Origin of the sequence: Kitasatospora sp. SolWspMP-SS2h, assembly GCF_003259315.1 — a bacterium.
Lineage (GTDB): Bacteria > Actinomycetota > Actinomycetes > Streptomycetales > Streptomycetaceae > Kitasatospora > Kitasatospora fiedleri.
This window is the reverse complement of the sequence record NZ_QLLT01000011.1, coordinates 1-26,079: the sequence shown is the minus strand read 5'-3', so window position 1 is coordinate 26,079 and position 26,079 is coordinate 1. Positions and strand designations below refer to the sequence as shown.

Annotated in this window: 23 protein-coding genes; 13 read left to right on the top strand and 10 right to left on the bottom strand. The window is 73.6% G+C overall.

The window, feature by feature from the left end; genetic code table 11:
• Positions 1 to 16 precede the first annotated feature (16 nt).
• Both K353_RS15160 and dapE read right to left on the bottom strand, forming a co-directional pair.
• Positions 17 to 799: a TIGR00730 family Rossman fold protein gene (locus K353_RS15160; RefSeq protein WP_111554133.1), complete on the bottom strand. Its 783-nt coding sequence runs from the start codon at positions 797 to 799 to the stop codon at positions 17 to 19.
• A 146-nt stretch (positions 800 to 945) separates the two neighbouring features.
• On the bottom strand, positions 946 to 2,019 hold the full coding sequence (gene dapE, locus K353_RS15155) for a succinyl-diaminopimelate desuccinylase (protein ID WP_111554132.1): 1,074 nt from the start codon (positions 2,017 to 2,019) through the stop codon (positions 946 to 948).
• A 150-nt stretch (positions 2,020 to 2,169) separates the two neighbouring features.
• On the opposite strand from dapE, the gene K353_RS15150 reads away from it, so the two are divergent.
• On the top strand, positions 2,170 to 3,171 hold the full coding sequence (locus K353_RS15150) for a hypothetical protein (RefSeq protein WP_199528103.1): 1,002 nt from the start codon (positions 2,170 to 2,172) through the stop codon (positions 3,169 to 3,171).
• Between the two features lie 343 nt (positions 3,172 to 3,514).
• Positions 3,515 to 4,237: a hypothetical protein gene (locus K353_RS34865; protein WP_199528102.1), complete on the top strand. Its 723-nt coding sequence runs from the start codon at positions 3,515 to 3,517 to the stop codon at positions 4,235 to 4,237.
• Positions 4,238 to 4,330: 93 nt separating this feature from the next.
• Here the strand turns inward: K353_RS34865 and dapC are convergent, their stop codons facing one another.
• Both dapC and fdxA read right to left on the bottom strand, forming a co-directional pair.
• A complete protein-coding gene (gene dapC / locus K353_RS15135; protein WP_111554131.1) occupies positions 4,331 to 5,476 on the bottom strand; it encodes a succinyldiaminopimelate transaminase in 1,146 nt (381 codons plus the stop codon).
• Positions 5,477 to 5,498: 22 nt separating this feature from the next.
• Positions 5,499 to 5,825, bottom strand: coding sequence for a ferredoxin (gene fdxA / locus K353_RS15130; RefSeq protein WP_030459925.1), 327 nt, complete (start codon positions 5,823 to 5,825; stop codon positions 5,499 to 5,501).
• Between the two features lie 220 nt (positions 5,826 to 6,045).
• Here fdxA and K353_RS15125 point away from each other — a divergent pair, with 220 nt between their 5' ends.
• Both K353_RS15125 and K353_RS15120 read left to right on the top strand, forming a co-directional pair.
• Positions 6,046 to 6,960 (top strand): GNAT family N-acetyltransferase, encoded by a 915-nt coding sequence (locus K353_RS15125; protein ID WP_370447603.1) that lies wholly within the window; start codon positions 6,046 to 6,048, stop codon positions 6,958 to 6,960.
• 49 nt (positions 6,961 to 7,009) lie between these two features.
• Positions 7,010 to 7,879, top strand: a complete 870-nt coding sequence (locus tag K353_RS15120) for a transglutaminase-like domain-containing protein (protein ID WP_111554129.1) — start codon at positions 7,010 to 7,012, stop codon at positions 7,877 to 7,879.
• A 39-nt stretch (positions 7,880 to 7,918) separates the two neighbouring features.
• On the opposite strand, the gene K353_RS15115 is transcribed toward K353_RS15120, so the two are convergent.
• The 5 genes from K353_RS15115 to K353_RS15095 form a co-directional block, all read right to left on the bottom strand.
• Entirely contained in the window at positions 7,919 to 8,548 is a 630-nt protein-coding gene (locus K353_RS15115; RefSeq protein WP_305000305.1) for a response regulator transcription factor, read from the bottom strand.
• Between the two features lie 10 nt (positions 8,549 to 8,558).
• Positions 8,559 to 9,788 carry a sensor histidine kinase gene (locus K353_RS15110; RefSeq protein WP_111554279.1) on the bottom strand — a complete coding sequence of 410 codons (1,230 nt, stop codon included), beginning with the start codon at positions 9,786 to 9,788 and terminating at the stop codon, positions 8,559 to 8,561.
• An 8-nt stretch (positions 9,789 to 9,796) separates the two neighbouring features.
• Positions 9,797 to 10,519, bottom strand: coding sequence for an ABC transporter permease (locus K353_RS15105; RefSeq protein ID WP_111554127.1), 723 nt, complete (start codon positions 10,517 to 10,519; stop codon positions 9,797 to 9,799).
• Positions 10,516 to 11,475 carry an ABC transporter ATP-binding protein gene (locus K353_RS15100; RefSeq protein WP_111554126.1) on the bottom strand — a complete coding sequence of 320 codons (960 nt, stop codon included), beginning with the start codon at positions 11,473 to 11,475 and terminating at the stop codon, positions 10,516 to 10,518. The genes K353_RS15105 and K353_RS15100 overlap by 4 nt, the downstream gene beginning before the upstream one ends.
• Positions 11,476 to 11,595: 120 nt before the next feature.
• Positions 11,596 to 13,713: an alpha/beta fold hydrolase gene (locus K353_RS15095; RefSeq protein WP_111554125.1), complete on the bottom strand. Its 2,118-nt coding sequence runs from the start codon at positions 13,711 to 13,713 to the stop codon at positions 11,596 to 11,598.
• Positions 13,714 to 13,955: 242 nt separating this feature from the next.
• On the opposite strand from K353_RS15095, the gene K353_RS15090 reads away from it, so the two are divergent.
• From K353_RS15090 to K353_RS15050, 9 genes are all read left to right on the top strand, one after another.
• Entirely contained in the window at positions 13,956 to 14,150 is a 195-nt protein-coding gene (locus K353_RS15090) for a DUF2304 family protein (RefSeq protein ID WP_100836494.1), read from the top strand.
• 92 nt (positions 14,151 to 14,242) lie between these two features.
• Entirely contained in the window at positions 14,243 to 15,130 is an 888-nt protein-coding gene (gene mshB, locus K353_RS15085; RefSeq protein WP_111554124.1) for an N-acetyl-1-D-myo-inositol-2-amino-2-deoxy-alpha-D-glucopyranoside deacetylase, read from the top strand.
• Positions 15,127 to 15,582: a DUF6113 family protein gene (locus K353_RS15080; protein WP_111554123.1), complete on the top strand. Its 456-nt coding sequence runs from the start codon at positions 15,127 to 15,129 to the stop codon at positions 15,580 to 15,582. The genes mshB and K353_RS15080 overlap by 4 nt, the downstream gene beginning before the upstream one ends.
• A gap of 291 nt (positions 15,583 to 15,873) precedes the next feature.
• Positions 15,874 to 18,219 carry a peptidoglycan binding domain-containing protein gene (locus K353_RS15075; RefSeq protein WP_111554122.1) on the top strand — a complete coding sequence of 782 codons (2,346 nt, stop codon included), beginning with the start codon at positions 15,874 to 15,876 and terminating at the stop codon, positions 18,217 to 18,219.
• A gap of 866 nt (positions 18,220 to 19,085) precedes the next feature.
• Positions 19,086 to 20,129, top strand: a complete 1,044-nt coding sequence (locus K353_RS15070) for an ABC transporter permease (protein ID WP_111554121.1) — start codon at positions 19,086 to 19,088, stop codon at positions 20,127 to 20,129.
• Positions 20,130 to 20,217: 88 nt separating this feature from the next.
• Positions 20,218 to 21,987, top strand: a complete 1,770-nt coding sequence (locus tag K353_RS15065) for an ABC transporter substrate-binding protein (protein ID WP_111554120.1) — start codon at positions 20,218 to 20,220, stop codon at positions 21,985 to 21,987.
• A 78-nt stretch (positions 21,988 to 22,065) separates the two neighbouring features.
• Positions 22,066 to 23,043, top strand: a complete 978-nt coding sequence (locus K353_RS15060) for an ABC transporter permease (protein ID WP_111554119.1) — start codon at positions 22,066 to 22,068, stop codon at positions 23,041 to 23,043.
• A gap of 61 nt (positions 23,044 to 23,104) precedes the next feature.
• Complete coding sequence (locus tag K353_RS15055) at positions 23,105 to 24,172, top strand: ABC transporter ATP-binding protein (protein ID WP_111554118.1); 1,068 nt, start codon at positions 23,105 to 23,107, stop codon at positions 24,170 to 24,172.
• Between the two features lie 10 nt (positions 24,173 to 24,182).
• Positions 24,183 to 25,253: an ABC transporter ATP-binding protein gene (locus K353_RS15050; RefSeq protein WP_111554117.1), complete on the top strand. Its 1,071-nt coding sequence runs from the start codon at positions 24,183 to 24,185 to the stop codon at positions 25,251 to 25,253.
• Positions 25,254 to 25,323: 70 nt separating this feature from the next.
• On the opposite strand, the gene K353_RS15045 is transcribed toward K353_RS15050, so the two are convergent.
• A partial coding sequence (locus K353_RS15045; RefSeq protein WP_111554116.1) for an ABC transporter ATP-binding protein occupies positions 25,324 to 26,079 on the bottom strand: 756 nt, incomplete at its 5' end.

The following is a 26,079-nucleotide window of genomic DNA, read 5'->3' as shown; positions in this document are numbered from 1 at the left end:
CCCGTCGTCCCGCGCGCTACGCGGGGGTGCCCTTCGGCCCCCGCGCGGCGTCCAGGGCCTTCAGCACCTCGGACACGTCGTCGGTGACGTAGAACAGTTCGAGGTCGGCGGGGTTGGCCTTGCCCTGGGCGACCAGGGTGGACTTGAGCCACTCCACCAGGCCGCCCCAGTAGGCGCTGCCGAACAGGACCACCGGGAACCGGGTGACCTTCTTCGTCTGCACCAGGGTGAGCGCCTCGAACAGCTCGTCCAGGGTGCCGAGTCCGCCGGGGAGGACCACGAAGCCCTGGGCGTACTTCACGAACATCGTCTTGCGGACGAAGAAGTAGCGGAAGTTCAGGCCCAGGTCGACGTACTCGTTCAGCCCCTGCTCGAACGGCAGCTCGATGCCCAGGCCGACGCTCAGCCCGCCGGCCTCGGTGGCGCCCTTGTTGGCGGCCTCCATCGCGCCGGGGCCGCCGCCGGTGATCACCGCGTAGCCGGCCTCGGCCAGCGCCCGGCCGATCTCCACCCCCGCCTCGTACTCGGGCGAGCCGACCGGCGTCCGGGCGGAGCCGAACACGCTGATCGCGGTGGGGAGTTCGGCGAGGGCGCCGAAGCCCTCGACGAACTCCGAGGTGATCCGCAGCACCCGCCACGGGTCGGTGTGCAACCAGTCGGACGGCCCGGTGGTGTCCAGCAGCCGCTGGTCCGTCGTGCTCGTCTCGACCTGGTCGCGCCGCAGCAGGACGGGGCCCTTGCGCTTCTCGGGCCACGGCTTCCTCTGCCGGCGGACGGGTTCATCTCCGTTGGCTGTCATGTCGGAACACTACGCCTGACGAGGCACGATCCGAGGTAAATAACGGTGGTCGCGCAGGCGGGGGTCGGACGAACCTCCGCCCGGGCGGCCCCCGTTCGGCCCCCGCCGCGCCCCGCCGCGCGCCGTCCGCCCCCACCGGCTACCGGCTACCGGCTCAGCCAGTCCCGCAGCCGCTGCTCGACCTCGGCGATCGCGCTCAGCGAGCAGTGCTCCTCCCGCTTGTGGGCCAGGTTCGGGTCGCCGGGGCCGTAGTTGACGGCGGGGACGCCGTGCGCGGAGAACCGGGCCACGTCGGTCCAGCCGAACTTGGCCCGGGGCTCGCCGCCGACCGCGGCCAGGAAGGCCCGGGCGGCGGGCAGCCCGAGGCCGGGCAGCGCGGCGGGCGAGGCGTCCGCGATGTCCAGCCGGTAGCCCTCGAAGACCTCGCGCAGGTGCTCCTCAGCCTGCTCCAGGGTGCGGTCGGGGGCGAACCGGAAGGCGACGTGGACGGTGCACTCGTCGGGGATGACGTTCCCGGCGACGCCACCGTCGATCCGGGTGGCGTTGAGGCCCTCGCGGTACTCCAGGCCGTCGATCTCGACCCGGCGCGGCTGGTACTCGGCGAGCCGGCGCAGCACCTCCGCGGCCTTGTGGACGGCGTTGTCGCCGAGCCAGCCGCGGGCGGCGTGGGCCCGGACGCCGGTGAGCGTGACGTCGGCGCGCAGGCTGCCCTGGCAGCCGCCCTCGACGACGGCGCCGCTGGGCTCCATCAGGACGGCGAAGTCCCCGGCCAGCCAGTCGGGGTGGGTCGCGAACAGGTGGCCGAGGCCGTTGCGGGTGGCCTCCACCTCCTCGCAGTCGTAGAAGACGTAGGTGACGTCCCGGTTGGCCTCGGTGAGCGTGGCGGCGAGCCGCAGCTGCACGGCGACGCCGGACTTCATGTCGGAGGTGCCGCAGCCGTAGAGCAGGTCGCCCTCGACGTGCGAGGGCACGTTGTCGGCGATCGGCACGGTGTCCAGGTGGCCGGCGAGCACCACCCGCTCGTCCCGGCCGAAGTGGGTCCGGGCGACCACGTTGTTGCCGTGCCGGTCGACGGTGAGGTGCGGGAAGGCCCGGAGCGCAGCCTCGACGGCGTCCGCCAGGGCGGTCTCCTCGCCGCTGACGGACGGGAAGTCGACCAGGCGCGCGGTCAGCGCTCCGCCGTCGAGGGTCAGGTCGAGGGGCTCGTTCGGGCTGCTCATGGCGGCCACCCTATCGAGCCGCCGGACCGCCGCGCGGGCGCCCGCGCAACCGCGCGGACCCGTACGGCCGTCCGAGCGGTTACGGTGTCCGCGAACCACGCGCGCCGGGCCGGGACCGCGGCGACCGCACCACCAGGGAAAGGGGCCACCGTGGCCGAGGACGCCGGGTACGACGCCGCGGACGACGGGTACGACGCCGAGTACGGCGACGGGTACGGGGCGCCGCGCCGGCGGCGGCGGTGGCGGCGGGTGCTGGTCGGGGTGCTGGCGCTGGCGGTGGTCGGCGGCCTGGTGGTGTGGCTGAACCGGGACAAGCTCGCGCCCCCGGCCGAGGGCTGCAAGGTCACCACCGCAGCCGGCTCGGGGACGCTGGAGCTGCCGCAGGCGGCGAACGCGGCCACCATCACGGCGGTGGCGATGGCCCGGGGCCTGCCGGAGCGGGCGGTGACCATCTCGCTGGCGACCGCCATCCAGGAGTCGAAGCTGCACAACCTGGCGGGCGGCGACCGGGACTCGGTGGGCCTGTTCCAGCAGCGCCCCTCGCAGGGCTGGGGCAGCGTCGAGCAGATCATGGACCCGGTGTACTCGACCGACAAGTTCCTGGACGCGCTGGTGAAGGTGAACGGGTACGCGCAGATGCCGCTGACCGACGCCGCCCAGCAGGTGCAGCGCAGCGGCTACCCGCAGGCGTACGCCAAGCACGAGAACAACGCGGCGCTGCTGGCCTCGGTGCTGACCGGCCGCGAACCGGCCGCGCTGGACTGCGTGGTGCACGCGCTGCCCGCGCCGGTCCCGACCGATCCGGCCGAGCCGGCCCCGACCGCGGCGAACCTGTCGGACCGGGTGCGCCGGGAGTTCGGCAAGGCGGTGACGGTGGCGGGCGCCGAGAAGGCGGCCAAGGACCCGCGCGAGGTGCTGGCGCTCACCCCGCAGCCGACCGCGAGCACGGCGGGCGCCGGCGGGGCGGGGCAGACCGGTTGGGCGCTGGCGCACTGGTCGGTGGCGCAGGCCGCCGCGCTGGGCATCGGCCAGGTCGCGTACGACGGCCGGGTGTGGCGGGTGGACAGGCCGGGGCAGGGCTGGAAGCCGCTGGCGGGCGCGCCGTCGGACCGGGTGCTGGTGACGCTGGGCGAGCCGGTCAAGGGGAAGTGACGGCCCGACGGTGCGTTGACGCACTGGTGCGCGGGTGACCGCCCACCGGGTGATTCGGGTCAACTCCCGCTGACGGCGGCCCTCCCGGCGGGCGGTCCCGCGGCCGGCCCGCCGCCCCGGCCCGGAGGCGTGGCGCAGCAGGGGAGTGACGGTTCCGCACCGGCCGCCGCCGGGGCGGCGGGTGCGCGCGGACCGAAAAAGGATCGTCCGATCTTTGCCAACCCTTGACCTTGACCGGCCGAAACCTTCCCGGTGCTCTTGCGGTCATACACGTCGTCCGCCGGACGGGCCGGCCCCGCGCCGGCCGCCCGGCGGACCGTCGACCTCACTTCTTAGGAGCACCATGTCCTTCCCCCTCACGCGCCGGATCGCCCAGGCCGCGCTGCTCGTCGCCGCCACCGCGGCGCCGCTCGCGGCCGCGGGCGCCGCCTCCGCCACCGAGGTGGTGCCGCAGACCGACCTGGGCGCCGGCGTGACCAAGCTGGCCGACGTCCCCAACTCGGGTGACGCGGTGCAGGGGGCCACCCACGAGCTGGGCCACGTGGTCGGCACCACCGGCGCCGCGACCCTGGCGGCGGGCGGCCCGGCGGCCGCCGACGCGGCGGGCAACACCGTCGCGCACAACCTGCCCTCCACCGACGACGCGCTCGGCAAGCTCGGCCCGCTCGGCAAGGCCGACCGGCTGACCGGTTCGCTCGACACCCTCACCGACAAGGTCGCCCCGGCGGTCGAGGAGAAGGTCGCCCCGGCCGTCACCGACAAGGTCGTCCCGGCCACCCAGAAGGTCACCGGCACCCCGCTGTCCACCGTGGCCCGGGGTCTGCCCACCGACAAGCTCGCCCAGGGCCTGCCGGCCGCCGACAAGCTCGGCCCGGTCACCGGCGCGGTCCAGTCGCTGCCGGTCGCGGGCACCCTGGCGGGCCTGACCGAGCACGAGTCCGCCAACCGCCTCGGCGGCGTGCCCTCGCTGGGCGGCGACAGCCCGCTGGGCGGCCTGACCGGCGCGCTGGGCCCGGTCGGCGGCCTGCTCGGCGGCATCCAGGGCGGCGGCCTGCCGATCGGCTGATCCGGCGCACGCACGCGGGAGGGGGCGGAGCCGGCCGGCTCCGCCCCCTCCCGCGCGTCCGTCGGGCCGCGCCGCGCGCGGCCCGACGCGGCACTAGCGCTTGAGCCGCTCCACGGCCGAGGCCACCCGCTCGTCGGTGGCGGTGAACGCCACCCGCACGAACCGGTCGCCGGCCGGGCCGTAGAAGTCGCCGGGGGCCACCAGGACGCCCAGCTCGGCGAGTTCGGCCACGCTCTCCCAGCACGGCCGGTCCTGGGTCGCCCACAGGTACAGGCTCGCCTCGGAGTGCTCGATCCGGAACCCGTACGCCTCCAGCGCGGCCCGCAGGGCGCTGCGCCGCTGGGCGTACCTGGCCCGCTGCTCGGCAACGTGCGCGTCGTCGGCGAGGGCGGCCGCGGTGGCCGCCTGCACCGGCGCGGGCACGATCATGCCGCCGTGCTTGCGGACCTCCAGCAGCTCGCGGACCACCACCGGGTCGCCGGCCGCGAAGGAGGCCCGGTAGCCGGCCAGGTTGGAGCGCTTGGAGAGCGAGTGCACGGCCAGCAGGCCCTCGTGCGAGCCGCCGCAGACCGACGGGTGCAGCACCGACACCGGCTCGGCCTCCCAGCCGAGTTCGAGGTAGCACTCGTCGCTGACCAGCAGCGCCCGGTGCTCCCGGGCCCACTCGACGGCGCGCCGCAGCTCGGCGGCGTCCAGCACCCGCCCGGTGGGGTTGGACGGCGAGTTCAGCCACAGCAGCCGGACCTTGGAGCCGTCCAGCTCGGAGACGTCCTCGTACGCGACCGGTTCGGCGCCGCAGAGCAGCGCGCCGACCTCGTAGGTGGGGTAGGCAAGCTTCGGGTAGGCGACCTGGTCGCCGGGGCCGAGGCCGAGCTGGCCGGGCAGCCAGGCCACCAGCTCCTTGGAGCCGACGGTGGGGAGCACCGCCTCGGGGCCGATCTCGGCGCCGCAGCGGCGGCCCAGCCAGCCGGCGATCGCATCGCGCAGCGACAGCGGGCCCCACACGGTGGGGTAGCCGGGCGTGTCGGTGTGCGCGGCCAGCGCCCGCTGGACCAGCTCGGGCACCGGGTCCACCGGGGTGCCGACGGAGAAGTCGCAGAGCCCGTCCGGGTGCGCCAGGGCGGTGCGCTTGTACGGTTCGAGCCGGTCCCACGGGAAGACCGGCAGGAGGTCGGAGACGCGGCGCGCCGCCCCCGGGTGGCCCGGGAACGGCGCGTGCGCGCTGTCGTTGGTGCTCACAGCGTGGATGCCACCGATCAGCTCAGTGTTCGGCGTTCTGCGGGGGCAGCGCGGCGATGAACGGGTGGTCGCGCTCGATCAGGCCGAGCTTGGAGGCGCCGCCGGGCGAGCCCAGGTCGTCGAAGAACTCGACGTTCGCCTTGTAGTAGTCCTTCCACTCCTCCGGGGTGTCGTCCTCGTAGAAGATCGCCTCGACCGGACAGACCGGCTCGCAGGCGCCACAGTCCACGCACTCGTCCGGGTGGATGTAGAGGGAGCGCTCGCCCTCGTAGATGCAGTCCACGGGGCACTCTTCGATGCACGCCTTGTCCTTGACGTCGACACAAGGCTGCGCGATGACGTAGGTCACGCTGTCGTTCCTCCTCGGAAGGGCTGCCGCCCTACTGTTTACTCGGTCGCGCTTTGCGCGCGGCGTCGTCGATGCCCGCCCCTAGTATCGCGGGTCGGGGCACGCAAATGCACAGGAGGTGCGGTTCATGGTCGGCCCGGTGCCGTGGGAGGCCCGTCCGGAGGTCCGGATAGGCCCGTCTGACGTGGGACGACGGGTCTCGGTCCGGCGTGTCGACGGCGTGGCGGACGGGCGTCCGGTGTTCCGCGACGCGATCGGCGTGCTCACCTCGTGGGACGGCGACGGGTTGACGGTCGAGCCGCGCGGCGGCGCGCCGGTGCGCTTCGCCGCCGGGCTGCTGGTGGCCGGCAAGCCCGTCCCGGCGTTCCCGGCCCGGCGGCTGGCCGCGCCCGCGACCGGCCCGGTCGAGTTGCAGCGGATCGCCGCCCGCGGCTGGCCCGCCGTCGAGCAGGAGCGGTTGGGCGGGTGGACGCTGCGCGCCTCGGCCGGGTTCACCCGGCGGGCCAACTCGGTGCAGGCGCTGGGCGACCCGGGCCTGCCGCTGGACGCGGCGCTGGACCGGGTGCGCGACTGGTACGCGGCCCGTTCGCTGCCCGCGTACGTCGAGGTGGTCTCCCCCGGCTCGCCGCCCGGCCTGGCCGCCGAGCTGGACCGGCTCGGCGCGGCCCTCGCCCCGACCCTGGTGCGCACCGCCCCGCTCGGCGGGCTGGCCCGGGCCGGTCGCCCGGCGGACGTCCGGCTCGCCCGCACCGCCGGGCCGGAGTGGCTGGCGCTGTACCGCCGGGTGGGCGGCGACCCCGCCCTGGAGGCGGCCGCCACCGCGGTGATGCACGGCGGCCCCTCGGTCTGGTTCGCCCGCGTCCCCGGCCCGGACGGCGCCCCGCTGGCCATCGGCCGGCTGGTGGTGGACGGCGCCTGGGCCTGCTTCGGCGCGGTCGAGGTGGCCCCGGCCGCCCGCCGCCGCGGCCTGGCCACCGCCGTGCTGGCCGCGCTCGCCGCCCGGGCCGCCGAGGAGGGCGCCACCGGCGGTTACCTCCAGGTCGAGGCGGACAACGGGGGCGCGATCGCGCTGTACGACCGGCTGGGCTTCACGACCAGTCACACTTACCACTACGCCCGCCTTCCCCAGCGGTAGCGTGCACCACCTGTAGTGAGCCACGACCGCTGCTGAACCGAAGGCCGCAGTGACCGAGCAGAGCAGAACCCGCTTCCGCACCGAAGCCCGGGGCGAACACCCCGACCCGGTGCTGCTGTGCCTGCTCGCCGCCGCCGAGCACACCCTCGGCGATCCCGGCGACAGTGCCGAACAGCCGTCCCCGGACGCCCTCCTGACGGCCTGCCAGGCCGCCCTGGACCGGCACGCCGCGGCCATCCGGAAGGCCGTCGCCGAACGCCGCCCGAGCGGCCCGGAGGAGACCGCCGCGCTGCTCGCGGCGGTGCTCGGCGGGCGCGAGCGCTTCCACGGCCGGCAGTCCGACTACCTCCGGCTGGAGTCCTCGCTGCTGCCGGAGGTGCTGCGCCGCCGCCGCGGGCTGCCGATCATGCTCTCGCTGGTCTGGTCGGCGGTGGCCGCCCGGGCCGGGCTGACCGTCCACGGCATCGCGCTGCCGGGCCACTTCATCGTCGCGGTGGGCGACCCGGGCGGCGGCGACGAGTACGTGCTGGCCGACCCGTTCCACGGCGGCCGGCTGCTCGACGTCTCCGACGTGGAGCGCCTGGTCGCCACCTCCGGCCACCCGTTCTCCCCCGAGCTGCTCACCCCGGCGCAGCCGCTGGACACCGTGCTGCGCGTGCTGGGCAACATCCGGCGCTGGGCCGCCGACCGCCCCGAGCACGCCCGCACCCAGCTCTGGGCCGCCGAACTGGCCCTGCTGCTGCCCCGCCACCCCGCGCAACTGCGGCTGGAGCGGGCCGAGTTGCTGGTCAAGACCGGCGACTTCCTGGGCGGCGCCGCCGAGATGGAGGACTACGCGAAGATCCTGGACGCCTTCGATCCGGAGAGCGCGGCGAAGGTCCGGCTGGAGGCGAGGTCGGCCCGGCACCGGCTCAACTGAGCGGCTCCGGCCGGATGCGGGCCCGGGGCGGAGACGGGCCTACAGCCAGCCCTTCTCCCGGGCGACCCGGACCGCCTCCGCGCGGTTGCGGGCGGCCGTCTTCTGGATCGCCATCGACAGGTAGTTGCGCACCGTCCCCTCGGAGAGGTGCAGCCGGGCCGCGATGTCCGCGTTGACCGCGCCGTCCGCGGCGGCGGCGAGCACGTCGCGCTCGCGGCCGGTGAGCGGGTTGGCGCCCTCCGAGAGGGCCGCGGCGGCCAGCGTCGGGTCGATCACCTTCTCGCCGCGCAGCACCCGCCGGATGGCGTCGGCGAGTTCCGCCGCGGGGGCGTCCTTGACCAGGAAGGCGTCCGCCCCGGACTCCATCGCCCGGCGCAGGTAGCCGGGCCGGCCGAAGGTGGTGGCGATGACGACCTTCGTCCCGGGCCTGGCCTTGCGGACCTCCGCGCAGGCGTCGATGCCGGTCATGCCGGGCATCTCGATGTCCAGCACCGCGACGTCGACCCGGTGCGCGGTCACCGCCGCGGCCACCTCGTCGCCGCGCGCGACCTGGGCGACCACCTCCAGGTCGCCCTCCAGCGAGAGCAGCGCGGCGAGCGCCTCCCGCACCATGCCCTGGTCCTCGGCGAGCAGCACCCGCACCGGTCGCGCATCCGTTCCGTCCGTCACGCCGGGCAGCCTATTCCCCGCTGGGGCCGGGCCGCAGCGGGACCAGGGCGCGCAGCCGGAAGCCCTTGCCGCGGTTGGCGGCGGCGGTCTCCAGCCGGCCGCCGACCTGGGCCAGCCGCTCGCCGAGGCCGGACAGGCCGTTGCCGGCGGCGGACTTGCCGGGGCCGGGGCCGTTGTCGACGACCTCCAGGACGGCGTAGCGGCCGTCCTCCTCCCAGGTCTCGTCGAGGTGGACGCCGCACCGGGTGGCGCCGGCGCCGTGCCGGACCACGTTGGTGACGGCCTCGCGCAGCGCCCAGGCGAGCACGCCGGACTCCTCGGGGCCCAGGCCGGGGTGGTCCTCGGCGAGCCGGGGGTCGGCGTCGAGCGCGACCTGGCTGGCGGCCAGCGCGGTGCGGGCGGCGGCGAGTTCGACCGGCAGGGTGGGGCGGCGGAAGCCGCTGACGGCGCTGCGGACGTCGGCCAGCGACTGCCGGGCGACCTGTTCGATGTCGGCGACCTGGGCGCGGGCGTCGGCGGTCTTGCCGGCGTCCATCAGGCGTCCGGTGAGTTCGCCCTTGATGGCGATCAGCGAGAGCGAGTGGCCGAGCAGGTCGTGCAGGTCGCGGGCCAGCCGCAGCCGTTCCTCGGAGGCGGCGAGGTGGGCGACGGCGGCCCGGGCCTCGCGCAGCTCCCGCATGGTGGTGACCAGCCGCTGCATGCCGAGCATGGCGAGCCCGGCCAGCACGCAGGGCAGGCCGATGCTGACCATGGTCTCGACGTCGGCGCGGCTGGTCAGCCCGACCAGGGCGAAGACGCCGGTGGTGGCGAGGACGCCGACGACGCCGAGCCGGCCGGGGAAGGTGACCGCGGCGCACACCGAGGTGTAGGTGAACAGGGTCAGCCAGGACTCGCCGAGGGTGTACGAGGTGCCGACGGCGATCGCGGCCATCAGGGCGAGCGGCAGGTACTGCCGGGCCGGGTGGCCGCGGCGGTTGCGGACGATCACGACGGTCAGGTAGGCGGCCAGGAAGACGGCCAGCGCGACGGCGCCGGCGACGGTCGCCGACCGGGTGTGCTGCCGGGTCGCCAGGTCCTGGAGCGGGTAGGCCAGGTAGAACGCCCACACCGAGGTCCAGGCGAGCTTGACCATCAGTTGGCGCCTGGTGTCCACCGGCGCGCCGGGGTAGGTGGTCCAACGGCCGTCCGGCCCGGCCTCCCCGTTGCGGTCGGGGCGGCGGGCCGGGGCGGGCGTCTGCATGGGCGCCATCATGCCTGCTGGGCGTCCTTGCGGTACAGGTAGGCCGCGGCGGCGGTGAAGACCGCGAGGAAGGCGGCGAGCGCGGCGATCGGGAGGCCGGCCACGCCCTGGCCGTGGATGAACGAGGCCAGCTGGTTGTAGTCGTAGACCGGGTTGAACCGGGCGTACGTCTTCAGCGAGTCGCTGACCGGGAACCAGGTGCCGCCGAACAGCGCCATCAGCATGTAGACGATCATCACGACCGGCTGGATCGCGTCCGGCTGGGCCGCGTAGCCGAGGGCGACGCCGAGCGCGGCGAAGACGAAGCTGCCGAGCCAGAGCGCGACGCCCAGGCCGAGCCACTGGACGGCGGTGAGGTCGACGCCCTCGATCGCGCCGATCACGAAGACCACCAGGATGGCGGGGAGCGTGGTGACCGCGCAGGCGGCGATCTTGCCCAGGGTGTAGGCCCGGCCGGGCAGGGCGGTGAGCCGCAGCTGGCGGGTCCAGCCGCTCTTGCGCTCCAGCGAGATCCGCTGGGCGGAGCCGGTCAGCACCGCGCCGACCGCGCCGAAGGTGGCCATCGAGACCATGAAGTACGACTTGACCGAGACCCCGCCGGCCACCGTGCCGCCGCTGCCGTAGGCGCTGATGAAGAAGACGTACAGCAGCGCCGGGTAGAGCACGGTGAACATCAGGTACCGCTTGTTGCGCAGGGTGCGCAGGATCTCCAGCCGGACCAGGGTGGTCATCGCGCGTTCTCCTCTTCGCTCTCGTTGCGGTCCTGCTCGCCGGTGATGGTGAGGAAGGCCTGTTCCAGGCCGAGGCTGGTGACTTCCAGCCCGCGCGGGTACAGGCCCGCCTTGTAGAGCGCGGCGACGCCGGCGTCGGCGTCGGCGGAGCGGATCCGGACGGTGCGCACGCCGTCGGCGCGGGTGCTGACGTCCAGGCCGACGGTGCCGGGCAGGGCGCGCAGCACGGCCTCGTCGAAGGTGCCGCCGTCGGAGGGGTGGAGTTCGAAGCCGATCCGGCGGGCGCCGGCCCGGGCCTTGATCTCGGCGGAGGAGCCGTCGGCGATCAGCCGGCCCTTGTGCAGGACCAGGACCCGGTCGGCGATGGAGTCGGCCTCCTCCAGGTAGTGGGTGGCGAACAGCACGGTGCGGCCGGCGTCGGCCTGGGCCCGCATGGCCTCCCAGAACTGGCGGCGGACCGAGACGTCCATGCCGGTGGTGGGTTCGTCCAGGACGATCAGGTCGTTGGCGCCGGCCACCGCGAGGGCGAACCGGACGCGCTGCTCCTGGCCGCCGGAGAGCTTGTCGACCCGCCGGTCGGCGATCTCGGTGATCCCGGCGGTGGTCAGCACCTCGTCGACGCCGTGGCCGCGGGGGTGCACCTTGCAGGCCAGTTCGACGATCTCGCGGACCTTGACGTCCGTCATCAGGCCGCCGCTCTGCAGCATCGCCCCGACCCGGCCGGCCGCGATCGCCGCGCGCGGGGTACCGCCGAACAGCTCGACCGTGCCGCTGTCCGGTTCGCGCAGGCCCAGCAGCAAGTCGAGGCTGCTGGACTTGCCCGCGCCGTTGGGGCCGAGCAGGGCGACCGTCTCGCCCGGGCGCAGCACCAGGTCGAGGCCGTTCACCGCCTTCACCCGGCCGTAGCTCTTGCTGACGTTCCGGAAGGCCGCGACCTCCCCCGTTCCCGTCGTCATCCGAACCGAGTCCTTTCGAGAGCCGTTCTCTCCGACTCCTCCAGACTCCTCGGGACGGGGGTGTCCGCGGCAGTGCGCGCCGTCGTGACCTCCGCATGACGGATGTCACGGTCCGGGCGCTCACGACAGGCCGAGCGCGTCCTTCAGGAAGCGGACCTGGAGCAGCAGCAGGTTCTCCGCGACCTGCTCCTGCGGGGTCATGTGGGTCACCCCGGACAGCGGCAGCACGGTGTGCGGGCGCCCGGCCGCGAGCAGCGCGGTGGACAGCCGCAGGCTGTGCGCGACCACCACGTTGTCGTCGGCCAGGCCGTGCACGATCATCAGCGGCCGGCGCAGCGAAGGGGCCAGCTCCACCAGCGAGTTGGCCCGGTACGACTCGGGTTCGGTGCGCGGGTCGCCGTAGTAGCGCTCGGTGTAGTGGGTGTCGTACAGGTCGTGCTCGGTGACGGGCGCGCCGGCCACCGCGGCGTGGAAGACGTCCGGTTCGCGGAGCACCGCGGCGGCGGCCAGGTAGCCGCCGTACGACCAGCCGCGGATCGCGACCCGGTCCAGGTCGAGCGGGAACTGCTCGGCGAGCGCGTGCAGCGCGTCGACCTGGTCCCGGACCGAGACCTCGGCGGTGCGCCGGCTGATCGACTTCTCCCAGCCGGGGCTGTGCCCGGGGGTGCCGCGCCCGTCCGCGACGATCACCGCGAAGCCCTGGTCGGCGAACCACTGCGACACCAGGTGCGGGTTGTGCGCCCGCACCACCCGCTGCCCGTGCGGGCCGCCGTACGGGTCCATCAGGACGGGCAGCCTCCCGTCGGCGTCCGGGTCGTAGCCGGTGGGCAGCAGCACCGCGCACGGGATGCGCCGCTCGCCGGCGAACCGGAACACCGGCCGGGCCGCCAGCAGCGGGGTGGCCGCGTGCGAGGCGATCACCAGCGGTTCGGCGCCCGCGCGGTGCACGGTGACGGTGGTGCCGGGCCGCGCCGGGTGGGCGGTGGTGAGCACGGTGGTGCCGCCGCCGCGCACCGCGCCGAGCGCGCCCTCGCCGACCTCCCGGACGCCGTCCGGCCCGGCCTCGAAGACGCCCAGCCAGCCGGGCGGGCGGCGCTCGAACTCGGCGGCCCCGGCGGAGGCGGTGAACAGCACCCGCTCGCCGTCCGTCCCGAGCACCGCGCGCACGTGCAGCCCGGCGTCGGTGAGCGCCCGCTCGCCGACGGCCAGGACCCGCACGCCGTCCCGGTCGGTGATCCGCACCGGCTGCCCGTCGGCCCGCCGCACCGGCGACCCGGCGAACAGCTCCAGCCAGTCCGCGTCCCGCTCGGTGACCAGCACCGTGGTCTCCCCGGTGGCCGGGTCGGCCTCCAGCAGCAGCTGTTCGCGCTGGTCGCGGGCCTGCACCTGGAGCAGCGGCGGCCCGCCGGCCGACCAGTGCACCCGGGCCAGGTACGGGTACGCCGCACGGTCCCAGCGGATCTCGGTGCGGGTGCCGTCCAGGCCGAGCCGCCAGAGCCCGACCTCGGCGTTGGGCGTGCCGGCCGCCGGGTAGGCGACCTCGACCGGCGGGCGGCCGGGGTTGGCCGGGTCGGCGATCCACCAGCGGCGCACCGGGGTGTCGTCGACCCGGGCGGCCAGCAGCGCGCTCCCGTCCGGCGCCCACCAGTGGCCGCGGTCGCGGCCCATCTCCTCCTGGGCGATGAACTCGGCCTGCCCCCAGCCGACCCCGGCCGCCTCGGGCCCGGCCAGCAGCCGGTCGCCGCTGCCGTCGGCGGCGGTCACCCGCAGCTCGCCGCCGGGGGTGGCGTAGGCGACCCGGGTGCCGTCGGGGCTGGGCCGCGGGTCCAGCAGCGGGGTGGCGGCGGGCAGTTCGCGGGTGGCGCCGCTGTCGGTGTCGACCGCGAACAGCCGCCCGGAGAGCACGAAGGCGGCGGTGCGCCCGGCCGCGTCCAGGGCGTAGCCGACGATCCCGGCGGAGGTCTCCCGGCTGCGCTCGCGGCGGGCCCGCTCGGCGGCGGACAGCTCCTCCGCGCCGCCGCCGAGCAGCTCCCCGGGGTCGGCGAGCACCCGCTCGGTGCCGGTGGCCACGTCCAGCCGCCACAGCAGGTTGCCGTGCCGCCCGTCGCCGCGGGCGCGCAGGAACAGCACCCCGGCGCCGTCCGGGGAGACGCTGAACGAGCGGGGCGCGCCCGCGGTGAACCGCCCGGTGCGGGCGTACTGCCGGGGGAAGGTGTCCTGCGGCTTCTCGGTCGTCATGGGCCCGACCCTACGGCCCCGCCCGCCGGTGATCACCCGGACGGCGCAGCCCGCCCGGAGGAGGCGTACGACCGTTCGGAGGGCCGCTGACCGGGGGTGCCGCGGGCCGGACCGGGCGGCGCGACACCCCGGACCACCTCACGGAACGTTACCTGTACGTCACTCATCGGGTATGTCTGGACCATCGTTCCGCCCGCTGCCCCGCCCCGGGGCAGCGCACCCGAGGAAGGGTGTGAGCCGTCATGGCTTTGTCCGTCTCCGCCGTCGTACTGATGCTGGTGGTGGTCGTGGTGCTGGTCCGCCGGTCGACCCTGAAGCTGAGCCACGCGCTGGTGTGCTCGCTGCTCGGCTTCTACCTGGCGTCCAGCTCGATCGCGCCGACGATCCAGCAGGTGACGTCCAACCTGGCCGGGATGCTCAACGGCCTGGACCTCTAGACCCTGTCCGGTCGATCTTGTCGGATCAGTGCGCGGCCCGCCCGGGGTGTCCCCCTCCGGGCGGGCCGCGGCCTGGCCGTAAGCTGCCGGGCATGACCTCCGTACCCCCGGCCGACTCGCGCGGGCTGCTGCTGGTGCACGCCCACCCCGACGACGAGTCGATCAACAACGGCTCCACGATGGCCCGGTACGCGGCCGAGGGCGTCCGGGTCACCCTGGTGACCTGCACGCTGGGCGAGGGCGGTGAGGTGATCCCGCCGGAGCTGGCCCACCTGGAGCAGGGCCGCGACAACGCCCTGGGGGCCCACCGGATCGGCGAACTCGCCGCCGCGATGCGCGCGCTGGGCGTCACCGACCACCGCTTCCTGGGCGGCCCGGGCCGCTGGCGGGACTCCGGGATGATGGGCGTCGCGGACAACGACGACCCGTCCTGCTTCTGGCGGGCGGACGTGGACGAGGCGGCCGGCCTGCTGGCCGGGGTGGTCCGCGAGGTCCGGCCGCAGGTGCTGGTGACGTACGACGAGAACGGCGGCTACGGCCACCCCGACCACATCCAGGCGCACCGGGTGGCGCTGCGCGGCCACGAGCTGGCCGCCGACCCGGACTTCCGCCCGGAGCTGGGCGCGCCCTGGCGGATCGCCAAGGTCTACTACAACCGGGTGCCCCGCTCGGTGATCGAGGCCGCGCTCGCGCGGACCGCCGCCGAGGCGCCGTTCGAGGGCACCGCCCCGGTCGGACAGATCCCCGGCGTGGTGGACGACGAGGTGGTCACCACGGTGCTGGACAACGCCGCGCACGCCGGGGCGAAGGCCGCCGCGATGCGGGCGCACGCCACCCAGATCACGGTGGACGGCCGCCACTTCGCGCTCAGCAACGGCCTCGGGCAGCCGCTGCTGGCCACCGAGTACTACGAGCTGGTGCGCGGCGCGCCCGGCCCCGGCGCCCCGGAGACCGACCTGTTCGCGGGGGTGGAGCGGTGAGGCTCCCCCAGCTCCTGCGCGGCGTCCGCGAGCAGCGCCTGGCCGAGCCGATGCCGCCGCGCGGCGTCCGGATCGCGGTGTACGCCGTGCTGTTCCTGCTCGGCGCCGCGGTGTCGGTGTGCGGAGCTTTCGTGCAGACCCTGTGGGGCGGCTTCGGCGTGGTCCTGGCGCTGGCGGCCTGCGCCGGGCTGTTCTACGGGGGGCTGCGGGCGACCGGCACCAAGCTCGGCGCGGGCGTCGCGCTGGGCGGCTGGTTCGTGGTGCTGGCGGTGCTGCTGGCGCCCCGTCCGGAGGGTGACCTGGTGCTCTCCGCCACTCCGTCCGCGTACCTGTACCTGTTCGGCGGCGCGGTGCTCGGCGTGGTCTGCGCGACCCTGCCGACCCGCTCCGGGTTCCTGTTCGGCGCACCGGCGCCGGAGCCCCGACGGGCCGTCAGGGACGGCGGCCGCTAGCGCACGGCGGGTCGGGGGGCCACCGGGATGCCCGGTCGTCCTCCGGCCCGGATGCCTTGTCGGTAAGGTGGTGCCCCGGCGGACCACCCCCCTGTCCGGCCCGGCCGGGTCGGACGGTAGCTTCGGCACCACTCGCGTGGCGGGGCGCTCGCCGCAGCCGACATGTGAACAGCCGATGTCCCCGGGGCCGGTCGGCCCGCCGCACGGCCGCAGGCCGCCGTCCGGCGGTCCCCGCCCCATACGCAGCGGACGGCCCGGCCGGCCCGGCCGCGAACCCGGAGCAGAGCAGCATTGAGCAGCCGCGAATCTGACAACGCCCATCCGCAGCCCCGCCGCGGCGGCCCCGACGCGTACCCGTCGGGCACCCCGCCGTACGGCACCGGCCTGCCCGGTGGGCACGGCGCGGACCCGGCCGCCGGACGGACCGCTCCCGGTCCGCGCTCCGACGAGGCCGCCGCGCCGAAGACCACGGAGACCACGCTGACCACCCGGGTGCGGATCAACATCCCCGGCTCGCGGCCGATCCCGCCGGTCGTGGTGCAGAGCAAGGTCAAGGACGAGCCGCCCGCCGAGCCGCCCGGGCCGCGCCACCGCGGCGGCGCGGGCGACCCTGTGCTCGGCGTGATGGACGGCGGGGCGCGCGCCGCCGTCCCGCCGACCCTGCCGCCGGAGTGGCAGGAGCCGTCCGCGGCGAAGGCGGCGAAGCCGTCCGAGTCGGAGTCCACCGGCGAGTGGTTCAAGCCGCGCCAGAAGGGCCGTCCGGAGCCCGCCCCGGCCGCCGCCCCGGCGGGGCCGGTCCAGGGCGCCCCGGGGGCCCAGCAGGCCGCCCGGCAGCCCGCGCCGCGCCCGTCCGGCGCGCCCGCCTCGCCGTTCGCCCCGGCCGACCCGGCGGCGTCCTCGCGCACCGGCGGCCACCCGCTGCCGCACCAGGGCGAACCGCTCCGGGCCGCCGCCGCCGCCGCGCCGGACCCGTTCGCGCCGGACCAGGCGGACCAGGCGGCCCAGGACCCGTTCGCCCAGGACCCGTTCGCCGCGCAGCAGCCCCGGCGGTCGGAGCGGCAGCAGCCGCAGGCCCGGCAGGGCGGCCCGCAGGACCCGTTCGCCCAGCCGCAGCCGCAGCCGCAGTCCCCGCAGCCGCCCCGGTCGCAGCAGCCCCAGCAGCCCCAGCAGCAGCCGGGCCCGTCCGCGGCCGCCGCCGAGGACCCGTTCACGGCCCCGCACCCCGGCCAGGGCCGGCCGCGGACCGACGCCGACCCGTTCGCCGCCACCGACCCGTTCGCCACCGAGCAGTTCGCCGCCGACCCGTTCGCCACCGCCGCCCCCGGGCCGCGCGGCGGCGAGCGCCCGGAGCCGCCGCAGGCCGCCGGGGAGCCGGAGGACACCCAGATCGGCGGCTTCGACCCGATCACCGGCGACGAGCCGGCCCCGGGCGCCGGCATATCGGACCCGCCGACCACCCAGCTGTTCCTGAAGTCCCCGGACGGCGGCGACCCGTTCGCCGAGGAGCCCCGGCCCCGCCCGGCCGGCGAGGGCGGTGGCCGGTTCGCCGACCTGCCCGCCGCGCAGCCGTTCCCGGGCGGCTCGCGGGCCGCGACGCCCAAGCGCGAACCGTCCCGGGCCCCGGCCCCGGACGCCCCGGCCGAGTCCCGGCCGCCCGCCGAGCGGAAGGAGCCGGCGCCCGCCGCGAAGAAGAAGGGCGGTCGCGGCCGGAAGCTGCTCGTGACCGGTCTCGGCGCCGTGCTGTTCCTCGGCGCGGCGGCGTACGGCGCCGGCCTGATGATGAACCAGTCGGACATCCCCAAGGGCACCACGGTGCTGGGCACCGACATCGGCGGCGACTCCCGCGACCAGGCGGTGACCGCGCTGGACGGCTCGGTCGGCAAGGCCGGGCAGCAGCCGCTCAAGGTGAAGATCGGCGACCAGTCGGTCACCCTGGACCCGGCCAGCGCCGGGCTGAGCTTCGACACCACGGCGACCGTGGACGCGCTGACCAAGCACAGCTACAACCCGGTCGAGGTGCTGGGCTCGCTGACCGGCGGCGCCAAGGCCGTCGAACCGGTGGTGCGGGTCGACCGGGCGAAGCTGAAGGCCGCCCTGGACGACCTGGGCGCCAAGTCGGGGCAGAGCCTCCAGGAGGGCTACGTCCGCTTCACCGAGGCGGGCGGCACCGAGGTGGTCCCGGGCGCCGGCGGCAAGGCGCTGGACTCGGCCGCCGCCGCCGACCTGGTCGAGCAGGCGTACCGCGGCCGGGCGGCCGGCCGGGCGGACGCCGAGGTGGCGCTGCCGGTCGCCGACGCCCAGCCGAAGGTCGGCCAGGACGTGCTCCAGGCGGCCGCCGACAACCTGGGCAAGCAGGTCCTGAACGGCAACGTCACGGTCACCTCGGGCACCAAGCAGTTCGCCTTCGGCCGCAACACCGCCGCCAAGGCGCTGGTGCTGGCCCCGGACGCGTCCGGCACCGTGGTCCTCAAGTGGGACCTGGACAAGCTGTCCGCCGCCGTCGGCACCACCTTCGACAAGCTGAAGACCACCCGCAACGGCCAGCAGACGGCGATCACGCCGCAGGACGTGGCGGACGCCATCGCGCAGGGCGTCTCGAAGACCGGCAAGGACCGCACGGTCAAGATCCCGGCCTGACGGGCCGTCAATCCACCGGTGGGGCCGGGGCGCCGGACGGGCGCCCCGGCCCCACTGGCGAATCCTCGCCACTGGCGTCACGGAACAGGGCGAACCGGGCGCCGCAACCGCGCGGCCACGCGGCGTTACCAATACTTGATCCGCGGCAGGTCGACAAGTCAGTTCGCCGGTACGCAAGATGTGCCGCGTGCCGAGACCCCGCTCCCTTCCGCGCGCCCTGACCGCCACGGCGGCGGCGCCGCGCCCCCCGTCGTGTCCGCGCGGTCCCACCCCGGACTCCGTCGGCGGCGGCGGGGCCCGGGAGGCCGCCGGACCGGTCCCGCCGAGCCCGGCGCCGCGGTCCGCGGGAACACCGGGCGGACGGAGTGACAACCGCCGGCGGTAACGCCGCGGCGAAGTCCCGCCAATGGCGGGAAAATGCCAGTCGGGCGGTTCCCCGCGGGCCGCCCGAATTGGGTGACCCCTACCCATGAATTCGCTGGGGCATGCCCGAAAACACCGGCGTCCGATTATCGGACACTCAATTGCGCCCGCCATTTGCGGTGAATGGCGTCAAACCGGACACTTGCTCTACGCGCGTCATCCGGACACGGGCTCGAACTCGACGTCCTGATAGCGGAGCTGACCGTGCATCGTTACGGACATGTGAACGATCATTGACGCCTTTTGTCCGGTTTTGACCGTCTCGCCGAGCCGGTGTCAAGAGTTCGGGAACTACGAAGTGGTTGACATTCCAGCACGAAGGAGGAAATGGGCCGTCGACAACTGAGGAACTCTTGACGTTCGATAAACGACTTGCAAGAGTCCATTCATCCAAGTTCTTACTCCTTGCTTCTGCACGGACCACGGTCGGGAGCTTTAGCACCATGACGACGCCTACTGGGGCCACGACGGACGGGGACACCTCCCGTTCCGGGCCGACGTCGGACCTCGCGGACAACGCCACGGCCGACGCGCCCGCCGATCCGGGCTTCCGCGGCCTCTCTCCCGGGAAGCTGATGTGGCGCCGCTTCCTCCGTGACCGCACCGGGGTGGTGAGCGCCTGCGTCGTACTGTTCTTCGTCGTGGTGGCGGTCCTCGCGCCGGTCATCTCCATGCTGTACGGCAAGAACCCGGAGACCCACTACGGCCAGGAGGACGTCAGCCTGCTGACCGACTCCGGCCTGCCCACCGGCCCCAACGGCGGCATGAGCGGCGACTTCTGGTTCGGCCTGGAGCCGGGCCTCGGCCGCGACGTGTTCACCCTGCTGATCTACGGCATCCGCACCTCGCTGATCATCGCCGTCGCCACCTCGCTGCTGACCACCGTGATCGGTGTCGCGCTGGGCATCGCGGCCGGCTACCTCGGCGGCAAGTTCGACTACTTCATCGGCCGGATCATCGACGTGCTGATGTCGTTCCCGTCGCAGATCTTCCTGATCGCGACCATGCCGGTGGTCACCAGCCTGCTGGTCAGCCCGGACGAGAAGAACCCGAGCTGGCTGCCCTTCGTCGCGGTCACCACCGTGCTGTCGCTGCTCGGCTGGATGGGCCTGGCCCGCATCCTGCGCGGTGTGGCGCTGTCCCTGCGCGAGCGCGAGTTCATCGAGGCCGCCAAGGTCACCGGCGCCTCCCCGATGCGGATCATCTTCAAGGAGATCCTGCCCAACCTGTGGACCCCGATCCTGGTGCAGTCCACCCTCGCCCTGCCGGCGTTCGTCACCGCCGAGGCGGGCCTCTCCTACCTCGGCGTGGGTGTCTCCGAGCCGACCCCGGACTGGGGTCGCATGATCGCCGACGCCGCCAACTACCTCCGGACCGACGTCACCTTCCTGCTCTTCCCGGGCCTCGCCATGGTGGTGTTCGTTCTGGCCTTCAACCTGCTCGGCGACTCCGTCCGGGACGCGTTCGACCCGAAGACCAACCGCTGACAGACCCTCAAGACTCCGGGGGGACGGGAAAGCCAGGCCCCGGGCACACCCACGAAGATTCCGTACAACTATTCCAGGCAGGATGAAGATGAGCTCTCGCAAGACGCGGCTCGCCGCCGCCATTCTGGTGGCCGGGGCCCTGACCGTCACCACGGCGTGCTCCAGCGGCCACAGCAACAGCGACGGCAGCAAGGCGGGTGCCTCCAAGGCCCCGGTCAAGGCCACCTCGATCTCGGTCGGCACCGCCGACGACTCGAAGGGCCCGGCCGCCCCCGAGAACGGCGCGAAGAAGGGCGGCACGGTCAACATGATCGACCGCGACGACTTCTCGCACCTCGACCCGGCGCAGATCTACCTGAACTACAACGCCGAGGTCTCGCTGCTGTTCACCCGCCAGCTGACGGGCTACAAGACCCTCCCGGACGGTTCGCAGAAGCTGGTCGGCGACCTCGCCACCGACACCGGCACCACCACCGACGGCGGCAAGACCTGGAAGTTCACGCTGAAGGACGGCGTGAAGTGGCAGGACGGCACCCCGGTCACCTCGGCCGACGTCAAGTACTCGATCGAGCGCACCTACGCCTCGTTCATCAAGGCCGGCCCGACCTACATCCAGACCTGGCTCTCGGGCGCCGACTACCGCAGCGCCTACGAGGGCCCGTACGGCGGCAAGGAGCTCGACGCCGTCCAGACCCCGGACGCCAAGACCGTGGTCATCACCTTCCCCGAGGCCCACACCGACGCCAACTTCACCCTGGCGATGACCGGTTACGGCATCGTGCCGAAGGCCAACGACACCAAGGAGGAGTACGACAAGAAGCCGTTCTCCTCGGGCCCGTACCAGATCGTCGAGCACGTCACCGACCGCTCGCTGGACCTGGAGCGCAACCCCAACTGGGACCCGGCCACCGACCCGATCCGGAACGCCTACCCGGACAAGTGGCACATGGCCTTCGGTGTCCAGGCGCAGCAGTCCACCGAGCGCTTCATGGCGGACAACGGCGACGACAAGAACACCTTCTCGTTCCACAACCAGGTCCACACCACCTACATCGACCAGGTCAAGGCCGACGAGAAGCTCAAGCCCCGCACCCTCGAGGGCCTGACCCCGTACGTGGACTACTACTACATCAACAACACCCGCATCAAGGACCAGAAGGTCCGCGAGGCGCTGATCAAGGCGTTCCCGCACCAGCAGACCCGCCAGCTCCAGGGCGGCACCTCCTACGGTGACTACGCCACCTCGTACATGAGCCCGACCGTCCTGGGCTACGAGTCCTACGACCCGTACGGCATCCTCAAGAAGCCGCAGGGCGACCCGGACGCCGCCAAGCAGCTGCTGACCGAGGCGAACGCGGTGGGCACCAGCATCGTCTACGCGTACAACAACACCCCGGTGCAGCAGAAGGTCACCGAGGCGATCCGCGACGCGCTGGAGAAGGCCGGCTTCAAGTTCGTCCCGAAGCCGCTGGACGCGAAGACCTACTACGACGCCATCGGCCAGGTCAACAACGAGTACGACCTGTACTGGGGCGGCTGGGGCGCCGACTGGCCGACCGGTTACACCTCGCTGCAGCCGGTCTGGGACGGCCGCGCCATCGCCGACGGCGCCGCGAACTACGCCCACCTGAACGACCCGGAGATCAACTCCGCGATCGACGCCGCGGTGAAGGTCGCCGACCCGGTGGAGCAGGGCAAGGCCTGGGCCGCGATCGACAAGAAGCTCCAGGACAAGGCTGTGTCGATCCCGGACGTCTACCAGCGCTCGCTGAGCCTGTACGGCTCGGGCCTGGGCGGCGTCACCTTCGACACCCTGGCCGGCCTGCAGTCCCCGCTCAACATCTACGTCAAGCAGTAGTCGCCACCGAGCAGTAGCTCACGGCGGGGCACCGGCACGATCTGCCGGTGTCCCGCCCCGATCAGGAGAGCCCGTCCGATGCTCCGATTCCTCGTCCGCCGAACCCTCGGCGCTCTCGTCATCCTGCTGATCGTCTCGATGGTCACGTATGCGCTGTTCTTCGCGATCCCGGCGGACCCGGCGCGGCTCTACTGCGGCAAGACCTGCACGCCCGAGAACCTCGCCCTGATCAGGCACGACATGGGCTTCGACCACTCGTGGCCGGTCCAGTACTGGAACTGGCTGAGCACCATCTTCACCGGCGGCACCTTCAACAACGTGCACTGCGGCGCCCCGTGCTTCGGCTACTCCTTCGACAAGAAGGAGCTGGTCGGCGGCATCCTCGCGGACCGCTTCCCGACCACCCTGTCGCTCACCGTCGGCTCCGCCGTGATCTTCCTGATCTTCGGCATCGGCACCGGCATGCTGGCCGCCCACAAGCAGGGCAAGGCCGCCGACAAGATCGCCAGCTCCTTCTCGCTGCTGGCCTCCTCGATGCAGATCTACGTGGCCGGCCCGCTCGCGCTCTGGGCGCTGTGCTACAGCACCGACCTGCTGGACCTGCCGACCTACGTGCCGTTCACCAAGGACCCGATCGGCTGGGCCGGCGGCCTGCTGGTGCCGTGGATCGTGCTGTCGCTGATCTGGACCGCCAACTACACCCGCATGACCCGCTCCTCGATGGTCGAGCAGCTGTCCGAGGACTACGTGCGGACGGCGCGGGCGAAGGGCATGTCCGGCACCTCGGTCTTCATGCGCTACGCCTGGCGCGGCGCGATGGGCACCATCGTCACCGTCTTCGGCATCGACCTGGGCGTGCTGCTCGGCGGCGCCATCATCACCGAGACGACCTTCAGCCTGCACGGCCTGGGCCAGCTGGCGATCCAGTCCTTCAACGACTCCGACCTGTCGCTGCTGGTCGGCGTCACCGTGGTGGCCGCCACCCTGATCGTCTTCTTCAACATCATCGTCGACGCCGCCTACGCCCTGATCGACCCGCGCATCCGCCTGGCCTGACGGCCACACCCCGGCCGACCGGCAGTCCCGACCTCACGTACCGCACCGAGGAGCCCAGTCCATGACCACCCAGGCCAAGCCCGAGGAGGTGTCCGCCGGCAGCGGCGGCACGCCGTTCCTCTCCGTCCGCGACCTCTCGGTCCGCTTCAGCACCGAGGACGGCGTGGTCCGGGCCGTGGACAACCTCTCCTTCGACGTCGCCCCGGGCTCCACGCTCGGCATCGTCGGCGAGTCCGGCTCCGGCAAGTCGGTGACCAACCTGGCCGTGCTCGGGCTGCACAACCCGGACCGGACCGAGATCACCGGCTCGATCAAGCTGGACGGCCAGGAGCTGGTCGGCGCCTCGAACCGGACGCTGGAGAAGCTCCGCGGCCAGAAGATGTCGATGATCTTCCAGGACCCGCTGACCGCGCTGTCGCCGTTCCACACCATCGGCAAGCAGATCGGCGAGACCTACCGCAAGCACACCGGCGCCTCCAAGCAGGAGGCCCGGGCCCGGGCGATCGAGATGCTGACCAAGGTCGGCATCCCGCAGCCCACCCTGCGGGTCGACGACTACCCGCACCAGTTCTCCGGCGGCATGCGCCAGCGCGCGATGATCGCGATGTCGCTGGTCTGCGACCCCAAGCTGGTCATCGCGGACGAGCCGACCACCGCGCTGGACGTCACCGTGCAGGCCCAGATCCTGGACCTGCTGAAGGACCTCCAGCAGGAGATGGGCACCGCGATCATCCTGATCACCCACGACCTGGGCGTGGTCGCCCGGACCGCCCAGGACATCATGGTGATGTACGCGGGCCGGGCCGTGGAGCGCGGCACCGTCCGCGAGGTGCTGAAGGCCCCTCAGCACCCGTACACCTGGGGCCTGCTGGCCTCGATGCCGAGCCTGACCGGCGACGTGAACGTGCCGCTGCGGCCGGTCCGCGGCACCCCGCCGAGCCTGATCAACCTGCCGTCCGGCTGCCCGTTCAACCCGCGCTGCGACTTCCGCGAGTACGTGATCGGCGGCGGCTGCACCACGGAGCGCCCGCCGCTCTCCCCCGCCACCGGGCACGGCGCCGCCTGCCACCTGAACCAGGCGCAGCGGCAGGACATCTTCATCGACCAGATCAAGCCGCGGCTCGGCTGAGAGGGACCTCATGAGCAACGAACTGACCCTCGACAAGCCGGCCGTCCCGGTGCCCGCCCCCGGTGACCCGCTGCTGTCGCTCAAGGGCCTGCAGAAGCACTTCCCGGTGATGGACGGCTTCCTGTTCAAGCGCCAGGTCGGCGCGGTGCACGCGGTGGACGGCCTGGACCTGGAGGTGTTCCCCGGCGAGTCGGTGGGCCTGGTCGGCGAGTCCGGCTGCGGCAAGTCGACCACCGGCCGCCTGGTGACCCGGCTGCTGGAGCCGACCGGCGGCGAGATCCGCTACGCCGGCCAGGACATCACGCACGCCGGCCGCAAGGAGCTCGCGCCGATCCGGCCCGAGATCCAGATGATCTTCCAGGACCCGTACTCCTCGCTGAACCCGCGGCACACCGTCGGCTCGATCATCGGCGCGCCGATGGAGATCAACGGGATCAACCCGAAGGGCGGCGTCCAGCGCCGGGTGCAGGAGCTGCTGGAGACGGTCGGCCTCAACCCGGAGCACTACAACCGCTTCCCGCACGAGTTCTCCGGCGGCCAGCGCCAGCGCATCGGCGTGGCCCGCGCGCTGTCGCTGAGCCCGAAGCTGATCGTCGCGGACGAGCCGGTCTCGGCGCTGGACGTGTCGATCCAGGCGCAGGTGGTCAACCTGCTCCAGGAGCTGCAGCGCGAGCTCGGCATCGCCTTCCTGTTCATCGCCCACGACCTGTCGGTGGTGCGGCACTTCTCGCAGCGCGTCGCGGTGATGTACCTCGGCAAGATCGTCGAGATCGCCGACCGCACGTCGCTGTACGAGTCCCCCCGGCACCCGTACACCCACGCCCTGCTCTCCGCCGTCCCGGAGGCCGACCCGGACGACGACCGCGAGCGCATCCGCCTGGTCGGCGACGTGCCCTCCCCGGTCAACCCGCCCTCGGGCTGCCGGTTCCGGACCCGCTGCTGGAAGGCGCAGGAGAAGTGCGCGGTGGAGGAGCCGCCGCTGATCCAGCTCTCCGGCAACGCGGCCGGGCACCTGACGGCCTGCCACTTCCCCGAGGAGGGCACCACCAGCGCCGTCCCGGAGCAGCGCGCCGGGGTCTGAGCCCCTGACCGCCCCGTGCGAGGGCCCCGCCGATCCGTTCGGCGGGGCCCTGCCGCGTTCCGTGCCGGGGTCAGACCAGGTTGTCCCGCTCGCCGGCGAAGTGGCAGGCCGAGTCGTGCCGGGCCCGCCCCTCCAGCCAGTCCCGCACGGTCAGCGCCGGGTCCTCCCGGGCGCACTTCTCCTGGGCCTTCCAGCAGCGGGTGCGGAACCGGCACCCGGAGGGCGGGTTGGCCGGGGAGGGCACGTCGCCGGTCAGCACGATCCGGTCCCGGTGCTCCCGCGCGGTCGGGTCGGGCACCGGCACCGCGGAGAGCAGCGCCTGGGTGTACGGGTGGGTGGCGTGGTCGTAGATCTCCAGGTCGGTGCCGATCTCGACCATCCGCCCGAGGTACATCACGCCGACCCGGTCGGAGATGTGCCGGACGATCGAGAGGTCGTGCGCGATGAACATGTACGACAGGTTGAACTCGCTCTGCAGCTGCTCCAGCAGGTTGATCACCTGGGCCTGCACCGAGACGTCCAGCGCGGAGACCGGCTCGTCGCAGATGATGACCTCCGGCTTGAGGGCGAGGCCGCGGGCGATGCCGATGCGCTGGCGCTGGCCGCCGGAGAACTGGTGCGGGTAGCGGTTGATGTACTCGGGGTTGAGCCCGACCACGTCCAGCAGGTCCTGGACGGCCTTGCGGCGGTCGCCCTTGGGCGCCACCTCCGGGTGGATCTCGTACGGCTCGCCGATGATGTCGCCGACCGTCATCCGCGGGTTCAGCGAGGTGTACGGGTCCTGGAACACCATCTGGATGTTGCGGCGCACCGCCTTGAGCGCGGC

What these genes read in the sequence shown, in the direction of transcription:
- K353_RS15065 (WP_111554120.1), top strand. Translation starts at nt 20,218, where the DNA reads ATGAGCTCTCGCAAGACGCGGCTCGCCGCCGCCATTCTGGTGGCCGGG.
- K353_RS15050 (WP_111554117.1), top strand. Translation starts at nt 24,183, where the DNA reads ATGAGCAACGAACTGACCCTCGACAAGCCGGCCGTCCCGGTGCCCGCC.
- K353_RS15055 (WP_111554118.1), top strand. Translation starts at nt 23,105, where the DNA reads ATGACCACCCAGGCCAAGCCCGAGGAGGTGTCCGCCGGCAGCGGCGGC.
- K353_RS15160 (WP_111554133.1), bottom strand. Translation starts at nt 799, where the DNA reads ATGACAGCCAACGGAGATGAACCCGTCCGCCGGCAGAGGAAGCCGTGG.
- K353_RS15070 (WP_111554121.1), top strand. Translation starts at nt 19,086, where the DNA reads ATGACGACGCCTACTGGGGCCACGACGGACGGGGACACCTCCCGTTCC.
- K353_RS15090 (WP_100836494.1), top strand. Translation starts at nt 13,956, where the DNA reads ATGGCTTTGTCCGTCTCCGCCGTCGTACTGATGCTGGTGGTGGTCGTG.
- dapE (WP_111554132.1), bottom strand. Translation starts at nt 2,019, where the DNA reads ATGAGCAGCCCGAACGAGCCCCTCGACCTGACCCTCGACGGCGGAGCG.
- K353_RS15105 (WP_111554127.1), bottom strand. Translation starts at nt 10,519, where the DNA reads ATGACCACCCTGGTCCGGCTGGAGATCCTGCGCACCCTGCGCAACAAG.
- K353_RS15060 (WP_111554119.1), top strand. Translation starts at nt 22,066, where the DNA reads ATGCTCCGATTCCTCGTCCGCCGAACCCTCGGCGCTCTCGTCATCCTG.
- K353_RS34865 (WP_199528102.1), top strand. Translation starts at nt 3,515, where the DNA reads ATGTCCTTCCCCCTCACGCGCCGGATCGCCCAGGCCGCGCTGCTCGTC.
- K353_RS15110 (WP_111554279.1), bottom strand. Translation starts at nt 9,788, where the DNA reads ATGCAGACGCCCGCCCCGGCCCGCCGCCCCGACCGCAACGGGGAGGCC.
- K353_RS15095 (WP_111554125.1), bottom strand. Translation starts at nt 13,713, where the DNA reads ATGACGACCGAGAAGCCGCAGGACACCTTCCCCCGGCAGTACGCCCGC.
- mshB (WP_111554124.1), top strand. Translation starts at nt 14,243, where the DNA reads ATGACCTCCGTACCCCCGGCCGACTCGCGCGGGCTGCTGCTGGTGCAC.
- K353_RS15100 (WP_111554126.1), bottom strand. Translation starts at nt 11,475, where the DNA reads ATGACGACGGGAACGGGGGAGGTCGCGGCCTTCCGGAACGTCAGCAAG.